This is a genomic window from Arthrobacter sp. FW305-BF8 (genome assembly GCF_021789315.1).
GTDB lineage: Bacteria > Actinomycetota > Actinomycetes > Actinomycetales > Micrococcaceae > Arthrobacter.
Window position 1 is genome coordinate 3,931,449 of record NZ_CP084561.1, and the last position, 15,925, is coordinate 3,947,373.

The 15,925-nt window shown below is 64.9% G+C and carries 23 protein-coding genes; 15 read left to right on the plus strand and 8 right to left on the minus strand.

The features are described 5' to 3' along the window. The first annotated feature begins 129 nt into the window (after positions 1–129). A complete protein-coding gene (locus LFT45_RS17760) occupies positions 130–1,596 on the plus strand; it encodes a sugar porter family MFS transporter (RefSeq protein ID WP_236804916.1) in 1,467 nt (488 codons plus the stop codon). A gap of 107 nt (positions 1,597–1,703) precedes the next feature. On the opposite strand, the gene LFT45_RS17765 is transcribed toward LFT45_RS17760, so the two are convergent. The 3 genes from LFT45_RS17765 to LFT45_RS17775 all read right to left on the minus strand — a co-directional run bounded on the left by LFT45_RS17765 (position 1,704) and on the right by LFT45_RS17775 (position 2,936). After that, the gene (locus tag LFT45_RS17765) at positions 1,704–2,114 is read right to left on the minus strand and encodes a VOC family protein (protein WP_236804917.1); all 411 of its coding nucleotides are present in this window, start codon (positions 2,112–2,114) and stop codon (positions 1,704–1,706) included. 31 nt (positions 2,115–2,145) lie between these two features. Continuing rightward, positions 2,146–2,514 (minus strand): VOC family protein, encoded by a 369-nt coding sequence (locus LFT45_RS17770; RefSeq protein WP_236804918.1) that lies wholly within the window; start codon positions 2,512–2,514, stop codon positions 2,146–2,148. A 185-nt stretch (positions 2,515–2,699) separates the two neighbouring features. Continuing rightward, positions 2,700–2,936: a hypothetical protein gene (locus LFT45_RS17775; protein WP_236804919.1), complete on the minus strand. Its 237-nt coding sequence runs from the start codon at positions 2,934–2,936 to the stop codon at positions 2,700–2,702. A 117-nt stretch (positions 2,937–3,053) separates the two neighbouring features. Here LFT45_RS17775 and LFT45_RS17780 point away from each other — a divergent pair, with 117 nt between their 5' ends. The 5 genes from LFT45_RS17780 (at position 3,054) to LFT45_RS17800 (ending at position 5,754) form a co-directional block, all read left to right on the plus strand. After that, on the plus strand, positions 3,054–3,245 hold the full coding sequence (locus LFT45_RS17780) for a hypothetical protein (RefSeq protein ID WP_236804920.1): 192 nt from the start codon (positions 3,054–3,056) through the stop codon (positions 3,243–3,245). A 528-nt stretch (positions 3,246–3,773) separates the two neighbouring features. Further along, positions 3,774–4,031, plus strand: a complete 258-nt coding sequence (locus LFT45_RS17785; RefSeq protein WP_236804921.1) for a hypothetical protein — start codon at positions 3,774–3,776, stop codon at positions 4,029–4,031. A 2-nt stretch (positions 4,032–4,033) separates the two neighbouring features. Beyond that, a complete protein-coding gene (locus tag LFT45_RS17790) occupies positions 4,034–4,462 on the plus strand; it encodes a hypothetical protein (RefSeq protein ID WP_236804922.1) in 429 nt (142 codons plus the stop codon). 171 nt (positions 4,463–4,633) lie between these two features. Further along, entirely contained in the window at positions 4,634–5,053 is a 420-nt protein-coding gene (locus LFT45_RS17795) for a response regulator transcription factor (protein ID WP_236804923.1), read from the plus strand. A 320-nt stretch (positions 5,054–5,373) separates the two neighbouring features. Next, positions 5,374–5,754, plus strand: coding sequence for a VOC family protein (locus tag LFT45_RS17800; RefSeq protein WP_236804924.1), 381 nt, complete (start codon positions 5,374–5,376; stop codon positions 5,752–5,754). 322 nt (positions 5,755–6,076) lie between these two features. Here the strand turns inward: LFT45_RS17800 and LFT45_RS17805 are convergent, their stop codons facing one another. Beyond that, positions 6,077–6,649 (minus strand): ArsR/SmtB family transcription factor, encoded by a 573-nt coding sequence (locus LFT45_RS17805; protein WP_236804925.1) that lies wholly within the window; start codon positions 6,647–6,649, stop codon positions 6,077–6,079. 288 nt (positions 6,650–6,937) lie between these two features. Between LFT45_RS17805 and LFT45_RS17810 the strand changes: the two genes are divergently transcribed. Then, the gene (locus tag LFT45_RS17810; protein WP_236804926.1) at positions 6,938–7,651 is read left to right on the plus strand and encodes a GAF and ANTAR domain-containing protein; all 714 of its coding nucleotides are present in this window, start codon (positions 6,938–6,940) and stop codon (positions 7,649–7,651) included. A 229-nt stretch (positions 7,652–7,880) separates the two neighbouring features. Further along, positions 7,881–8,036: a hypothetical protein gene (locus LFT45_RS17815; protein WP_236804927.1), complete on the plus strand. Its 156-nt coding sequence runs from the start codon at positions 7,881–7,883 to the stop codon at positions 8,034–8,036. Between the two features lie 4 nt (positions 8,037–8,040). On the opposite strand, the gene LFT45_RS17820 is transcribed toward LFT45_RS17815, so the two are convergent. The 3 genes from LFT45_RS17820 to LFT45_RS17830 form a co-directional block, all read right to left on the minus strand. After that, positions 8,041–9,513 carry a protein adenylyltransferase SelO gene (locus tag LFT45_RS17820; protein WP_236804928.1) on the minus strand — a complete coding sequence of 491 codons (1,473 nt, stop codon included), beginning with the start codon at positions 9,511–9,513 and terminating at the stop codon, positions 8,041–8,043. Beyond that, positions 9,514–10,272: a GAF and ANTAR domain-containing protein gene (locus tag LFT45_RS17825; RefSeq protein ID WP_236804929.1), complete on the minus strand. Its 759-nt coding sequence runs from the start codon at positions 10,270–10,272 to the stop codon at positions 9,514–9,516. Positions 10,273–10,391: 119 nt separating this feature from the next. Further along, positions 10,392–10,664, minus strand: a complete 273-nt coding sequence (locus LFT45_RS17830; protein WP_236804930.1) for a GlsB/YeaQ/YmgE family stress response membrane protein — start codon at positions 10,662–10,664, stop codon at positions 10,392–10,394. A gap of 140 nt (positions 10,665–10,804) precedes the next feature. Here LFT45_RS17830 and LFT45_RS17835 point away from each other — a divergent pair, with 140 nt between their 5' ends. From LFT45_RS17835 to LFT45_RS17865, 7 genes are all read left to right on the plus strand, one after another. Further along, the gene (locus LFT45_RS17835; protein WP_236804931.1) at positions 10,805–11,689 is read left to right on the plus strand and encodes a hypothetical protein; all 885 of its coding nucleotides are present in this window, start codon (positions 10,805–10,807) and stop codon (positions 11,687–11,689) included. Continuing rightward, positions 11,686–12,117 (plus strand): phage holin family protein, encoded by a 432-nt coding sequence (locus LFT45_RS17840; RefSeq protein ID WP_236804932.1) that lies wholly within the window; start codon positions 11,686–11,688, stop codon positions 12,115–12,117. Before LFT45_RS17835 ends, LFT45_RS17840 begins: the two co-directional genes overlap by 4 nt. Then, on the plus strand, positions 12,114–12,755 hold the full coding sequence (locus tag LFT45_RS17845; RefSeq protein WP_236804933.1) for a DUF3618 domain-containing protein: 642 nt from the start codon (positions 12,114–12,116) through the stop codon (positions 12,753–12,755). The genes LFT45_RS17840 and LFT45_RS17845 overlap by 4 nt, the downstream gene beginning before the upstream one ends. A gap of 6 nt (positions 12,756–12,761) precedes the next feature. After that, positions 12,762–13,187: a MarR family winged helix-turn-helix transcriptional regulator gene (locus LFT45_RS17850; protein ID WP_236804934.1), complete on the plus strand. Its 426-nt coding sequence runs from the start codon at positions 12,762–12,764 to the stop codon at positions 13,185–13,187. A gap of 405 nt (positions 13,188–13,592) precedes the next feature. After that, the gene (locus LFT45_RS17855; RefSeq protein ID WP_236804935.1) at positions 13,593–14,357 is read left to right on the plus strand and encodes a GAF and ANTAR domain-containing protein; all 765 of its coding nucleotides are present in this window, start codon (positions 13,593–13,595) and stop codon (positions 14,355–14,357) included. A gap of 86 nt (positions 14,358–14,443) precedes the next feature. Continuing rightward, positions 14,444–15,208: a GAF and ANTAR domain-containing protein gene (locus LFT45_RS17860; RefSeq protein ID WP_236804936.1), complete on the plus strand. Its 765-nt coding sequence runs from the start codon at positions 14,444–14,446 to the stop codon at positions 15,206–15,208. Continuing rightward, positions 15,205–15,432: a hypothetical protein gene (locus tag LFT45_RS17865; RefSeq protein WP_236804937.1), complete on the plus strand. Its 228-nt coding sequence runs from the start codon at positions 15,205–15,207 to the stop codon at positions 15,430–15,432. Before LFT45_RS17860 ends, LFT45_RS17865 begins: the two co-directional genes overlap by 4 nt. 119 nt (positions 15,433–15,551) lie before the next feature. Here the strand turns inward: LFT45_RS17865 and LFT45_RS17870 are convergent, their stop codons facing one another. Next, entirely contained in the window at positions 15,552–15,893 is a 342-nt protein-coding gene (locus tag LFT45_RS17870; RefSeq protein ID WP_236804938.1) for a hypothetical protein, read from the minus strand. Positions 15,894–15,925: the final 32 nt, after the last annotated feature.

Consider the following 15,925-nt stretch of genomic DNA (forward strand, 5'->3'; position numbering starts at 1 on the left):
TCCCACGGCGGGAAATACCTAAATTTCAGCAATTTGTAAGTTTGACCTTACATTTAAGCCTTTCGCGCGTTAGTCTGGGATGTGACAGCGGGCACATGTCCCGCGCAAACTTGAGACAAGGGAGTCCTTATGTCTGCAACCCAAGCCCAGCGCGACGGCGCGCATACGCCCTCGCTGCCGCCGCTCACCAACGGCCCGCACCGCAAGCGCCTCGGCATGGTCGCCACGGTGGCGACCTTCGGCGGCCTGCTGTTCGGCTACGACACGGGTGTCATCAACGGCGCACTCCGGCCCATGACCGCCGATCTCGGCCTCACCCCGATCACCGAGGGCATCGTGACCAGCTCCCTGCTGTTCGGCGCCGCCGCCGGCGCCATCGGCGGCGGCCGGCTCTCCGACAGCTGGGGCCGCCGGAAGACCATCATCCTGCTGGCCATCCTGTTCCTCGTCGGCGCCCTGTCCTGCGTGTTCGCGCCGAACTTCGAGGTCATGGTCATCGGCCGCGTCATCCTCGGCCTCGCCGTCGGCGGCGCCTCCTCAGTGGTTCCGGTGTATCTGGCGGAACTGGCCCCGTATGAGATCCGCGGCTCGCTTGCCGGCCGCAACGAACTCATGATCGTCATCGGCCAGCTCGCCGCATTCGTCGTCAACGCCATCATCGGCAACCTCTGGAGCGAATTCGGCGGTGTCTGGCGCATCATGCTCGCCGTGGCCGCGGTGCCGGCAGTTGCCCTGTTCCTCGGCATGCTCCGGATGCCCGAATCCCCCCGCTGGCTCATCTCCCAGGGCCGTAACCAGGACGCCCTGGCCGTGCTCAAGACCATCCGCTCGTCCGACCGCGCCGAAGCAGAGATGGCCGACGTCAAGCACCTCGCCGACGAGGAAAAGGAAATGAACCTCTCCGGCTGGAGCGCACTGAAGAACAAGTGGATCCTGCGCATCCTGCTTGTCGGCATCGGCCTCGGCGTGGCCCAGCAGCTGACCGGCATCAACTCGATCATGTACTACGGCCAGTCCGTGCTGGTTGAAGCCGGCTTCGACTCCGGCGCCGCCCTCATTGCCAACATCGCTCCCGGCGTCATTGCCGTCGTCGGTGGCGTCATCGCCCTGACCATGATGCAGCGGGTCAACCGCCGCACCACCCTGCTCCTCGGCTTCACGCTGACCACCATCTGCCACTTCCTCATCGGCATCGCCTCCATCGCGCTGCCCGTTGGCAACCCGGCCCGGCCCTTCGTGATCCTCTTCCTGGTGGTTGCCTTCGTCGGCTCCATGCAGACGTTCCTCAACATCGCCGTCTGGGTGATGCTCTCGGAGATCTTCCCGCTGCACATCCGCGGCTTCGCGATCGGCGTCTCCATCTTCTGCCTGTGGATCGCCAACGCGTTGCTGGGCCTGTTTTTCCCCACTCTGGTGGCATCAGTCGGCATCACCGGAACGTTCTTCATGTTCGGCGTGGTGGGCATCCTGGCCTTGATCTTTATCTACACCCAGGTGCCCGAAACCCGCGGCCGCACCCTCGAAGCACTCGAGGAGGACGTCACCACCGGCGCCATCTACCTGGTGCACAAGACCCCGGCGACGGCGGCGCACTAACAGCCCTCGTGCTGCGTCGTCCGGCGCGCTAGCCGCCCCTCAACTGACTCGCAGTTATTGTCGTTTTGAGCCCCCAAAACGACAACAACTGCGAGTCAGTTGGGCGTTTACGTGGCGGCTGGCTGGAACAGCTCGACGACATTGCCGGCCGGATCCTCCAGCAGGATCTGCTGGCCGCCCGGTCCCCTGACAATGTCGTTCCGGAACGGAACGCCCGCGGCCCGCAGCCTGTCCACCTCGGCGGCAATATCGCTCACGACCAGGTGGATCCGGTTCCATCCGCCCGGTGCCGGGACCGCACCGTCGGGCATTGGCCGGCCCGCCGAGCTGGTGGGCCCGCTCAGCAGCAGACGCAGCTGGCCGCGGGCGACGTCGGCAAAAGCCGGTGCCGCGTTCATTCGAACGGTGAATCCGAGGTGCTTCGTGTAGAAGCCGACGGCGGCGTCGACGTCGTCCACCATGTACCGGACGCTGACAAAGTCCTTAGTGCTGTTGAAGTCCTCAGGGTTGCTGGACATTTCCCTTCTCCTTTGCGAATGGACGCCCGGATCAGACGTGCTGATCCACGATGACCGGGTTCCCGTCGGGGTCCACCACGATGAAGCTGCCCGGCCCGGTTCCGTCGCCGGCCTCGGCAACGAAGGGAATGCCCTGATCCTTCAGCTGGCGTTGAAGATCCCGCACGTCGGTGAATGAGTCGAGCTGCTGCGCGTCCTGGCTCCAGCCCGGATTGAAGGTCAGGGAGTTCTTCTCGAACATGCCCTGGAAGAGTCCGAGGACGGTCTGCCCGTTCCGCAGGATCAGCCAGTTCTGGTCAATTTCGCCCCCGGACCTGGTGAATCCCAGCTTCTCGTAGAACGCCGCGGAGGCCGCGATGTCCTTGACGGCCAAGCTGAGTGAGAAAGCGCCGAGTTGCATGTGCTGCTCCAGTCTCCGGAACCCTCCGGCCCGTGAAATTCCACCGATAGTAGCTGCGGGCGGGCGTACCCTGCCCCCCAAACAGCACTATTCCAGAGCTCACCCACAAATACCCGCCCCCGTCGCAAATTCAAGGGCACGGCCTTGGGCGGCGCCGTGGAGCGCCGTGCTCTGTGAATGCCGGGCTAAAAAGCCTCGGTGTGTTCCAGCTCCGGCAGGACGACCAGCGGATCTCCTGCGAAGTGCACCCGTCGTGAAGACTGCCCGTCAATCCAGGCGAACACGACTGAACCGTCAAGGGGCGGGCGGCCGGCAGCGCCGGCACGGGCAGCGTTGCGGATCTCCGTCTCGGCCCCCGGAGTCAGCGTCCCCCAGGCTGCCGGGAGGTCGGCGTCGTGATCATTGCCAGCGTTCGCGTCCATGCACCAATAGAACCAGCTGCTCATGAGCAGTCCATGAACGTGGCCCACGTGACACGCCCCTGAACCCGCCGGCAGCCCAGCTGTGGTGCGCGGCCCGCACGCGTGGGACCATGCCTCATGGCCAACGGCAACGCTGTCCGCGAGGCAATTGAGAAGGCGCGCGAGGAGATGCTTTTCATCGGTCCGGACCACCCCTACTATCCGCTCCTGGCAGAATTGGTCACTGCCGTCGAGGAGGCTTGGCGGCAGGGGTACGATGCGCACCGAGCCGGCAGGTCCAACAGCAATCCCTACAGCTGGCGGCCATGAAGTTCAGGTTGTGCCGGGCCCGGTTCGCGAGGGGGGTGCGTCCGGACCCGGCAGTTCTGACGGTTCGGGGCTGGGTTTCCGTTCCTTCAGGACACAGCCAGTATTGCCCGCTGACATGGCGAAATAGCTGGGGCACCTTGGAAGATTCCGCGGCAGATGGCCCGGTCCCCCGTACCGCTCCAAGGAACTCCAAAGTTCTTCCAAGGACGAAGCCGCATCCTTTATGCAGGGCCGGCGGCGGTGGCCCCTGGTCCACCCTCCGGGACCTGGCTGCCTCCCCAGCCCGCCGCCGGCCCCACAACGAGATGGAGGCCCAGGTGCTGTACCTATGGGCAATGGGGCTTGCAGGATCGAAGACGCGCAGTACGCTGGCTAATTCCTATATACAAACCAGCTACTGCAGGGTAGCTTCGATAGAGGAACCCTGCGAACTCTCCGCAGGAACCCCCTCCGGCGTTGTGCACCGCCCGGAGGTGACGCCGCTATAGCCTCATGGCGGCCATCCCGCACCTGAGGAAAGAGCCTGTCATGGCCACCTCGCATTTCCAGCAGTTTCTTCAAGACGCCACCTCCCCTGCTCCCGACACCGACAGCCCGCTGGACGCGGACTGCCTTTACGGGCTCTACACAAGCTGGTGCCTGATTCAAGGAATAACACCCAAGACCGACTCGTCCTTCCGTGCAGGCATGCGGCGGTGCCGTGTCAACCTCCGAGGCACCAGGCGGAAGATGAAGGGGCGGGCCGCCGCCGACTACATCCTCGCCAGCTACCCGTACGCAGGCTGAGCATGTCGCTCAGATCGCCCGGCTTCCGCTCCGACGGCGCCGGACGGGCCCGCGTCCTGCCCGTGATGTGCGCATTCTGCGGCACCGACCGCCATCTCACCATTAGATCGGTGACGGATCTCCCGAACTGTCCCAGCGACGTCGTCATGGTGGCCTACACCTGCGGCCGGTGCCGCCGCTTCAGTGAACATCCCGCCAACGTTGCCGACTTGTCAGCGGTCCTGGGCCGGCGGGAACAGAAGGGCGACGTGCTGATCTTCGGCGGACACTACATGCACTGCGGACAGCCGATGGACAGGGCAGGGTCCGAGCTCCGCAGGCTGTCAGCTCCGCTGTCCACCGAAGACGCAGCCGACGACACCCTGGATGTCTACCTGTCCACCCGTGTGCTCAGATGTACCTGCGGTTTTCAGATGGAACTGCCCGAGTAAGCGGGATCGTACATTTGAAGGACAAACCTACCCCTGGGTAACTTTGGGTGGGGCCCCATCCTATTCCCCCATGCGGATGGTAGTCCCCGGAAAGCCCCGCACCGCCTTCACAACTGGTGCGGGGCTTTTTCGTGCCTGGGCCGTTCCTTCTTGAGGTTTCCGCCCTACACTATGCACACCTACTACAGGCCGGGGGGCACGTTGGGTTCACGGGGGCTTTGCCTGGTCATCGAGGATGACCGGGATATTCGCGATCTTGTTGCGCTGATAGTGGCGCGGCTCGGTTTTGACGTTCATGCAGTCAGCAACGGCGTTGATGGGGTCGCCGCGGCATGGGAACACCATCCCGTCCTGGTTACGGTCGATCTGAATCTCCCGGACATCGACGGCCTGGAGGTGGCGCAGCACATCCGGGCGCGCTCCGAGGCGCCCCTGCTGTTCATCACGGCACGGGCGGAGTTCGACGACGAGATGGCCGGCATGGCGTCGGGAGCCGCGGCCTACCTGGTCAAACCGTTCCGCCCCCGGCAGCTCACGGAGATGGTCAACCGGCTTTGTCCCGTGGGTCCGCTGACGGCGCACGGCCTGTAGCCGCGCGACTGACCGTAGGCTCACGGCCTGACCGGACCCGCTCCTGACCGCCACACGACAGCGGCAGCCGTCCGGCCGGCGTCGTGCTTTCCTGTCTCCGCGGCCTATATCCGCAGGTGGCACTTCGGCCCCATAATGTCCCCATACACTTCGGGGACCGAAGCGCCCGGCGATGCCGGCGAGGCGCCGCAGAGCCCCGGGTGGCCGCCCCGGCTGTCGGCGAAAGGGGCGGCGACGCGGCCCGGGGACGGACGGCCAGTCCATTCTCGGCACCGAGCAGGAGAAACCATCGCCGTCAGTGCAATGAGGAGAGAACTGTCATGCTCAAGGATTTGGATATAGCCGCTGTCCTTCCGGCGAAGGATGTGAGCCGTGCGAAAGAGTTCTACCGCGACAAGTTAGGGCTTGAGCCCATTGACGCGGCGGGCGACGACGACGTCATGTACCGCTGCGGCAACGGGACCAGGTTCCTGATTTACAAAACTGAGAACGCCGGCAGCGCCAAGAACACGCAGATGGGCTGGGTAACGGACGACGTCGAGCGGGACGTTCAGGAGTTGCGGAGCCGCGGCGTCGTTTTCGAAGAGTACGACATGCCCGGGGTGAAGACGGAAAACGGCATTGCCACGTCGGACTCTGGTAAGGCCGCATGGTTCCTGGACAGCGAAGGCAATATATTGAGCCTCTTCGAACTCCCCTAGTTTGCCTGCCGCGAGCATAGCCCGGCGGGAACCGGAAGGGGGACGGAACTGCGCTGTTCCGACCCCTTCCGTCTATTCCGCGGCCCCCTGGCGGTGGGTCCATGTGCACCTGCCCCGCGACGCTCCGGTCCCTCTGCGCCTTGGCGGAGCAGAGGGCCCCCAATGGAGAGGTTGAGGAAACTATGAATTCATCAATTCCTCAACAACGAGTCTCGTCCAGCCGGGGGGCCTGCGTCAAGGACGCAAACCTTTTGTGCGCAAACTCCCCTACGCGGCGCTTGCCGGCTCGACCGACCACCCCGAGTAAGTACGGAGGCCTCGGTCACCCTTTTCCGCGCTCCGCAACGGCTTCGCTGGAAACCTCGGCGAGCGTGAGGCTGCGTTCACGGGCCTGGGCCAGGAGTCCGAGCAGGGCCTGTTCGGAACTGCGACCGGTTCGCGCACTTACGGACCGGACCGCATCGGTGATCAGGGCGCGCCTTTCGAGAGACTCTTCCAGGACCGCCGCCGACTCGTCCGTCAGGACAGCTTCTGTAAGCCCGGGGCCCAAGCCGGAGGCGCCGCTGCCGGCGAAACCATTGACAGCGGCGACCGCCCGGGCATTCAGCACTGCATCGGCAGCGGAAATCAGCTCAGCGATTTCGGGAACGGACAGGGCGTACTGCAGCTTTCCGTCGTCCCGGCGTCCAGCCACGAGGTGTTGCGCGCGCAACTGCGCGAGTTGACCGGCCAGATGCGATGGTCTAAGCCCTGTGGCAGAACACAGGTCAGCCACGCTGGCAGGACCCGAGGCCAGCACGCTTAGCACCCTGACGCGGGCGGGATGCCCCAGCAGCTTGAACAGTTCCGCTTCAGCGGCCGCGGCCCGCTCCCCAAATTCTGCACGTTCCGTCACTGCTGCCCCAATCCGACAGAAACACACCTTTTATTAACCGATTATCCCCTCAAAGAAACCTTGCTGACGTTATCAAGTCGGCATTTTCCGGCCCGTCTCTTCTCTGCAGGAATTCGTTAACCATTCAGGGGCCGCTACCACACGCGGCGGGCGCGTATCGTGAAATAATTGTCCTAGAGAATTTTCTGACGCGGCAGTCCGCCTCACCTTGGGACGGCGCTCCGCGAATCCATCAGCAAAGGAACCGATGCCCGTGCCTGTTGCGGCAGCCACTCTTGCCAGGCCCTGATGCAGGCCAACCTGCCTCTCGCCGACGAACTGGCGGCACTCACCGCCAGGATCGCGGACCTGCTGCTGACCCACGAAACCGTCGACGAAGCGGTCTCGGCGCTGGCGCAGGCCCTGAAGGAAGCGATCCCCGGAGCCCTCGGGGCGGGTGTCAGCCTGATGGACACCCGCGGGCGCCGCACCAGCACGGCCTCCACCGATCCCGCCATTGTGCAGGCTGACCAGCTGCAGTACGACCTCAGGCAGGGGCCCTGCCTGACGGCATGGGCCCAGCAGGCGACCGTCACAGTCGGGGACGCCCGGACTGACCACCGCTGGCCCGCCTGGAGCCGCGCCATCGCCGGCCTGCCGTTGCGCTCCGTGATCAGCACCCCGCTGTCCACCCCGGAAGGCGCGATCGGGGCGCTGAAGGTGTACTCCCCTGTTCCCGACGGGCTCGACTCCAGGGCCATCCGCCTGCTCGAACTCCTGGCCCGTCCGGCTGCGCTGATGCTTGCCAACACCCAGGCCCGTGACGCCGCGCAGCGCCTGAGCGACGGGCTCATCGGCGCCCTTGGCGCCCGCGATGCCGTCGGAGTGGCCAGCGGCATCGTCATGGAGCGGCACCACATCAACCGCGACCAGGCCCTGGCCACCCTCATTAGCGCGTCCCGCCGGCGGAACGAACCACTGCACCAGCTCGCCCGGGACATCATCGACGGCGCCGAGCTGTAACCGGCCGTCACCTATGTGCCTTCTAATCGGCTGCCCGCCGGCGCAACGGCCCGCGAATGGAGTGCCGCCGTCGGCCATTACCCCAGTTCCGGAGGTTCGGCGCCGCCCCGGCCTGCTGCGGCTACAGCATTTTTCTCCCCTGCGCAATTTTGGCGCGCAGGGCAATTCCAAGGAAAATAGCCAGTCAGCACACAATGCACGTCCCGCTTACTTCAGGAGACAGAGAACCATGACTAACAACATCGCCCCGGGCACCGGGTTGAACGCCGCCCCGATCGCAGCCATGGCCGCTTTGGAAGACCTGGACCTCACGCCGCAGGGCCTGTCCGACGCCCCGGCCAACCAGCTGGACCCGGACACCCTCGTCCACCCCGGCGCCAGCTAGCCCCTCAGGTTCCGCAGAAGGTCCGGTAAGGGCCGAAGCTTTCCGGCGCTGCCAGTGCGTAACGTTCGACGCCGGGACGTTCCCGATAGGGGTCCGTCACCGCTTCCAGCAACATCCGGAGCGGCCCGAGGTCGCCATCGGTTGCAGCGTCAAGTGCCTCCTCAACGAGGTGGTTGCGGGGCACATACACCGGGTTGACCCGGTCCATCATGTCCGCGTCCGGGTTCAGTGCCCGCCAGCGTCGGATCCAGGCAGCGAAAGCTTCCGATTCACCCAACGGTTCCGGGAACACGGTCCGCACCGGCTCGCCCCCGCTGCGGGCTGCCTTTCCAAGACGCCGGAAGAACGAGGTGTAGTCGGCGCTTTCCTTTTGGAGCAGTGCGAGCAGTTCGTCAATCAGGGGCGATGCCACGTCGTCGCCGGTACCTTCTTCCAGCCCGAGCTTGGCCTTCATGCCTGCGAGCCAGGCCGCGCTGTACTGTGGCCGGAAGGCGCCCAGCGACTCGGTGGCCAGCGCGACGGCACGGTCCTCGTCGTCGTCAAACAGCGGAAGCAACGCCTCGGCCAGGCGCGTCAGGTTCCATTCCGCTATCAGCGGCTGGTTAGCGTAGGCGTAACGCCCGTTCTCGTCGATCGAACTGTAGACGGTGGCGGGGTCGAACGCGTCCATGAAGGCGCATGGACCGTAGTCGATGGTCTCACCCGAGATGGCCATGTTGTCCGTGTTCATGACGCCGTGGATGAAGCCCACCAGCATCCATTGGGCCACCAGCGAAGCCTGGGCGCCGATCACCGCGTCGAACAGGGCAAGATAGGTGTTCTCCGCTTCGGCCGCACCGGGATAGTGGCGGGCGATCGCATGGTCGGCAAGGCGGCGCAGGAGCCCCTCGTCGCCGGCGACCCTGGCGTACTGGAAACTGCCCACGCGCAGATGGCTGCTGGCCACTCGCGTGAGCACGGCCCCCGGCAACTCAGTCTCCCGCTGGACGGAACGCGCGGTGGCTACGACGGCGAGGGAGCGGGTGGTGGGGATGCCCAGGGCGTGCATCGCCTCGCTGACGATGTATTCACGCAGCATTGGCCCCACGACAGCAAAGCCGTCACCGCCGCGCGCGAACGGCGTACGGCCAGAGCCTTTCAGGTGGATGTCGCGGAGGCGGCCTGCGGCGTCGGAAACCTCACCGAGCAGGAGGGCGCGGCCGTCACCCAGCCTCGGCGCAAACCAGCCGAACTGGTGGCCGGAGTAGGCCTGCGCAACTGGAGTGGCGCCGTCGGGCACTGCATTGCCGATCAGCAGCGGAAGGCCTTCCGGGCTCCTCAGGAAGGCCGGATCAAAGCCCAACTCGGCGGCCAGCGGCTCGTTCAGCACCAGCAACTGCGGGGCAGGGACCTCCTCCGCCTTCCAAGGAATGGCCATTTCGGCGAGCTCCGTGGCGAAGCGGCTTTCAAAGGTGACGGTTGATGGGGCTGCTTTCATTCATTCCTCAAAGTGGGTGGATACGGTGGCATGCCCAGAGACGGAGGCGGTGATGGACGCGGCGATATCCCGCAGTTTAATGTTCCTTAGACTTGAGGCTGTCTTCAGAATCCGCAGGGCCGCTTCCTGACTGCATCTGTTCTGGGCCATAACCACACCCGTGGCGATGTCAATGGTGGTGCGTGACTGCATCGCGGCCGTGAGATCGTTCCGGGCATCGGTTAGGCGCGCTATGCGAAGGGCAAGCTTGAGAGTCGTGGAAGCCTGGCGGGCGAAGTCCTCCGCGCCGTCGATGTCCGGCCCGGAGAATCCGTGCGGCCGCGTCGAAAAGAGGTTCAACGCCGCGCGAGTTTCGCCTTCCAGTTCCAACGGGACGGCGAGGATGGATCCCACGCCGTGCCGCGCGACTGCCGCAATGTAGTCAGTCCAGCGGGATTCGTCAGCCGCGTCCGGGACATGCATTGTCAGCAGCGCCTGCATGGCCGCCAGACAGGGCCCCTCCCCGAACTGGAGCTGGATCTCGTCCAGCATCCGCGCGCGGGCATCACTGCTGGCGACCGTGGCCGACTTCTTCTTTCGCATCAGCGTGAACGCGCATACCACGTCATTACCGGAAGCAGAGAAGTAGGCTCCGGAGAAACGGGCCAGCTCGTTCAGGAACTCTCCGACGTCAACACTTTCCAGAACCAGTTCCTGAAGCCGTCCGGCAACGTCCGCCCGGTCCTGCCTGGGTGCCTCGGTGACCACAATAGCCTCCATTCGACAAGCTCCCGGAACTCCTCCCCTGCCTGGAAACCCTGTTTCTAAGAAGGGCGATTCTTCCGGCTTCCATTGCCAGATTACATCCGATCAGGACCCGCGGGGTCTGGACAGTCCGCTCAGAACCGGCGCGTCGGCGTCCGACGACGGCGCCCCGTCATGGACTCTGCCACACCGATCAAAGCGACGGCGGCGATGACGGCGACGATGAACCCGAGGACATTCAGTTCGAAGATGTCGCCGGTACCGAGCAGGCTGGCAACGGCCCCGCCAATGACGGAACCGGCCAGACCCAGGAGCAGCGTTGCAACAATGCCCAGGTTCTGCCTGCCGGGCTTGATGAGTCGGGCAAGGGCTCCGATAACGAGCCCGGCGATGATGAATCCAATCATGGTCAACAGCCTTTCTGCTGGTATCCAACAATTTTGGACTGATGTAGGAAGTCTACTTACTATTCGATGGTAACCATGCTTACTATTACGGAGTGCTGGTTCATCAGCAGCAGCTAACCCTCAAAGGAAAGAGAGCAATGATGACCGAGAACCCATACGGCACCGGCCCGGGCGCAACAGGCTACCCGGACACCACCGGCGCGGAAACCACTGGATTCGGCACCGGAGCGGGCACTACCGGATACCCAGAGACCACTGAGTACCCGGGTACGGCCGGAACAGGCACCACCGGCTACCAGGACGACACTTCGAAGAAGGACGTGGCGAAGGAAGAGGCCGCCAATGTGGCAGGCCAGGCCGCCGGCGCTGCCCAGAACGTCGCCGAGACGGCCAAGACCGAGGCGAAGAACGTCGCGTACGAAGCCAAGAACAGCGCCAAGGACCTGCTGCACCAGGCGAAGTCGGACCTGACCAGCCAGGCCGGCACCCAGCAGACGAAGGCCGCCGAAGGTATCCGCACCATCTCCTCGCAGCTGCGCACCATGGCCGACGCGCCTGACCAGCAGGGCGTGGCCTCGGACCTGATCCGGCAGGCCGCGGACCGCTCCGAGTCGGTCGCGTCCTGGCTGGACAACCGCGACCCGGGCTCACTGCTGGACGAAGTGAAGTCCTTCGCCCGCCAGCGCCCCGGCACCTTCCTGCTCCTCGCGGCAGGCGCGGGCATGCTCGCCGGACGCCTGGGCCGCAGCCTGCAGGCAGGCGCCCCCGAGACGGGAACCGCAGCTGGCGCCGGATACACAGCCACAGTTCCGCAGTACCCCGCCCAGCCGCCGGTCACCGAAAGCACCCTGAGCGCTGTTCCCGGTGCGCCCCTCTACGACGCACCGCAGGCAACCCCCACCACCTACGCAGAGACCGTATACGGCGAACCCGCCCGCCCCGGCTTTGACGCACCCGGTTCGGCAGGGGTTCCGCTGCGCGATCCCGAGGACCCGTATACCGAGGGTGGGGGGCGTCCCCTGTGAGCAGCCAGATACCCGATACCCCGCAGACGGCTGCGCACGCGAAGGCCGATACCACCTCCCTTGGTGACCTCCTGGGCGATGTCACCCGGGACCTGTCCACCCTTATGCGGCAGGAAATCGAACTCGCCAAAGCCGAACTGAAACAGTCCGGCACCCGCGCCGGCAAGGGCGGCGGCATGCTCGCCGGCGCCGGCGTCGCCGGGCACTTCGTGCTCCTGTTCCTCTCCATCGCCCTCTGGTACGCCCTCGGCGAACTCATGGGCCTGGGCTGGTCCGCCGTCGTCGTCGCCGTGCTCTGGGGCATCATCGCCGCGATACTCGCCAGCGTCGGACGCAAGGAACTCAAACACATCAAAGGCATGCCCCAGACCATGGAGACAGCCAAGGAAATCCCGCCCACCCTCAAACCGAACGGAGACCACCGATGAGTGAGAACCCGGACGCCATCCGCGCCGACATCGAAGCCACCCGCGCCCGCCTCGGCACCAACGTGGACGCCGTCGCCGACAAAGTCACCCCCTCCAACATCGTCCACCGCCAAACCAACAAGGTGAAGGACGCCGTCTTCGGAGTAAAGGACAAAGTCATGGGCACCGCAGAACACGCCACCCACAACGCCTCCGGCAGCCTCCACCACGCCGCGCACGGCACCAGCGGCGGGGTCCACCAGGCCACCGACGCCGCCGGGAACGCGATCAGCAGCGCCGGTGAAGCGATCGCCGACGCACCCCAGAAAGTCGCCGCCAAAACCCAGGGCAACCCCCTCGCCGCCGGTCTGATCGCCTTCGGCGCCGGGCTGCTCGTCTCCTCGCTGATCCCGCCGAGCGAGAAGGAACGCGAAGCCGCCGACGCCCTCAAGACCGCGGCCGAACCGATGACCAGCCAGGTCACCGAGGCCGCCAAGGACATGGCCCAGGGCTGGAAGGAACCCGCCCAGGAAGCCATGGAAAACGTCAAGGCCACCGCCACCGACGCCGCCCAGCACGTCAAAGACGAAGGCCAAACCGCCGCCTCCGACGTCAAAGCCACCGCCACGGACGCCAAGGACCACGTCCAAAACCCGTGAACCGGCATGAGCCTGGCTCATTCAACAGGACCGGAACGCTGGCCAACGCACCGGCTCCTCAGCATCGCGGCCCGTCTGGATGAGCTGCGAATCAACCGCAACCTCACGCACCTGGGCCTGACCAAAGGATCGCTGGACGTGCTGGAATCGGTGGCGGAGCTCGAGCCGGTCACCGTTTCCGATCTGGCCGCCTTGCTCTGTGTAAGCAAGCAAAGCATGGGCAGGGTGGTCCATCGCCTTCAGGGGCTTGGCTTCCTAAGCATGGAACGCAGCGACGACCGGCGCTACACCGACATCCGGCTCACGCACCACGGCCGGAAGGCACTGGCCACTGCCGCAGCCTTGGTCCAGCGCCTCACGGAGAGCAGGCCGGATACAGAGTCCGCCCTCCGCCTCGATCTGGAACGCTACATCCGCGACCTGCGGATGTAGCGTTCCGCCCGTCTGGCCCTGACCGCGCTATGGGGGCATGGGGGGAGTGGATGACGTCAGTGGGCGCAGGACCGGACAGGGAGTACGTCCTGCCCCCGCCCTGGGCAGAGGATTCGGGGATTGAAGAGCTGGCGGAACACATTGGCGGAAGTGTTGCTGCAGCTCGTCCGCCATCCAGCCAAGTGGATGAGGACAATTGATGTAGTTCCAACGGATAGGGAGTAGGCTCAAAAGTGAAGGCGAAACGATCATCCAATTGCAGCACGCTGCTGGTGCCAAGGTCGTGATCCTCCTGTTCGTCACGTCATTGGCCGTGGAGGCAACCAGTCCACGATCGTTCCCGGACCTTAAATCCGGCCGTAGAAACGGACCGGGCAACCGGCTCCACGTGGATCGGGGCACTTCATGGCCACTGAGTCTGGCCGGCCGCCGAAATCCGGACAAGATCGCACACCAACGCTCGAGCAGTTGCAGGACCTGCTGCTGGAAAGCCCTGGTTTTGACGAGTTCCTCCTTGAGTTGACGGTTTTCTCGGCGTCGAAGCTCGCAGCGTCCGAACCGCTGCTGTGCGCGATTTCGTTGGAGCGCGACGGCGGGCCGATCACCGTAGCCAGCAGCAGCGAAGCCGCCAAGCAAATGGATGAGAAGCAGTACGGGTTCGACGACGGCCCCTGCCTGACCGCTTTGAGGGAAGACCGCACCGTACTGGTCGAAGACCTCAGAACGTCGGAGAGATGGCAGCGGTACTCAGAAGCGGTCACAGGTGAAGGCGTCGTATCGGTCCTCGCAGTTCCCATTGATGCAGGAGCCAACGCAGCGGCAGCTCTTAACTGTTATGCCCGGAGTACTTCCACTTTCGACACGTCGACCATAGCCGCCGTGGAATCCTACAGCGTGTCCCTGTCCCGCATTCTCCGCCTGGCACTTCGGGTACATCGCTCCCCGGTGCATCCCGAAGGCTTGCACCGCGCCCTGCAATCAAGGGCAGCAGTCGACGCCGCACTAAGCCTCGTCATGGCCCAGACCCGGGGCAGCCGTGAGGAAGCCGCCAAGCTTCTCCATGGCATGGCACGGTCCGGCAAACAACAACTCAGGCAGATCGCGACCGATATCCTCAATGGTTCTGAGCTCCCGGAGCAGCAATACCGTGATGGCGAGGCGGACCAATAGCCACGGCCTTGGCCGAAGGACCGGGACTAGTATGGAGAGCACCTGTTGTATATTTCCCCCAAAGGGATATTCACAACCCTGAGGACATGCGAGGCCAGCCAGTGACGCGGAAGCACCAAATGGCAGGTGAGCTGCCCGAGATCTTTGCTCGGGTGGCGGGTCTGCTGCTCACAGAATCTGTGGTTGACGGAGCCGTGGCCAACATTGCCCAGGCTGCTCATGAAACCCTTGCCGGCAGTGTCGGTGCCGGCGGGACGCTTATCGACGTCCAGGGCCGGCCAACCAGCACGGCCTCGACGAACAGCCTCGTGGAAGAGGCCGACCGCCTGCAGTACGACCTCGGGGAGGGACCCTGCCTGTCAGCCTGGGCCAGCGGCCGTGCTGTCCGCGTAGACGACCTCCGACAGGAGGACCGCTGGCCGGAGTGGAGCGCCGCAAGTGCCCGTCTGGGTCTGATGTCGTGCATCAGCGTCCCGATGCTGGTACCCGATGTGAACGGGGCCAGTGAACCTGAACCCATTGGAGCCCTGAAAGTCTACGCGGACCAGCCGCATGCCTTCGACGAGCATAGCGAGCAGGTCCTGTCCCTTCTGGCTGGCCCAGCTGCGCTTTTTCTGTCGAACCTCCAGGCGAGGGAACGCGCGGCCCACGTCAGCGAGGTTCTGAAAGATGCCTTGCACAGCCGGAGCCTTGTTGACATGGCCAAGGGCGTGCTCATGGAGCGGCTGCGGGTGAGCGAACGTGGTGCCCTGCAGGTCATGATCACCCGGTCACGCGCCGAGGAAACCCTCCTCAGCGCCGTGGCCCGTGACATCATCGAACCCGCAACGGACCCCCGCCAGATGTCATGAGCGTTGACGGGGAGGGAGAGGCGCAGCGGGAGCTGACTGCCAAGGCATTCCGGGAGGCAGACCTCGAAGTCGACGAACTCTGGATGCACTACTTCAGTATCGGCGGCGACGCGGGCGCACTGGAGATCGAGGCTTACCTTCACGGTTCGTACATGCTGCGGCCCATACAGCGGGACCTGCTGGACCACGCCATGTACGAACTGGGCAACTCGCATGGGGACTGAGGCGGGACTTGGAGGAGCCGGGCCGCGGCTCCCACGTTAGTCCCGCCGTCGTCAGTTAACGGCGTCGACGCCTCAGCCCGCCGTCGGCAGCCAGCTCCAGCCCGTCAGCTCCGTGCGCGTCAGCGGGGCTGCTGCGACGGATTGTTGGGGACGCCGTGCGACGGCGGATTGATGGGCGGTCCCGATGTCGCCGGGCTGACCTTGGAGCCCGTCTGGGTCTGGCCCACTTCCGGGGTGTCCGGCGCGGAGGAGCCGCTGGGCTGCGCGCCTCCCTTTAGGGCCTCCAGGCGGTGCTCCAGGATCTGCACCACCGGGAGCCTGTTGCCATGGGCCCGCTCGTACTCCAGCAGCTGGCCCACGCCGCCCTCGTCAAGCCCCGAGATCCGGGACGGCAGGGTTCCGCTGGGGATGTGGTCATAATCCGCGAGGGGCAATTCATCGTGTTCAGGAACATCGTTCATTGAAGCAACCTCCTAAAACAACAGCCTGCGTT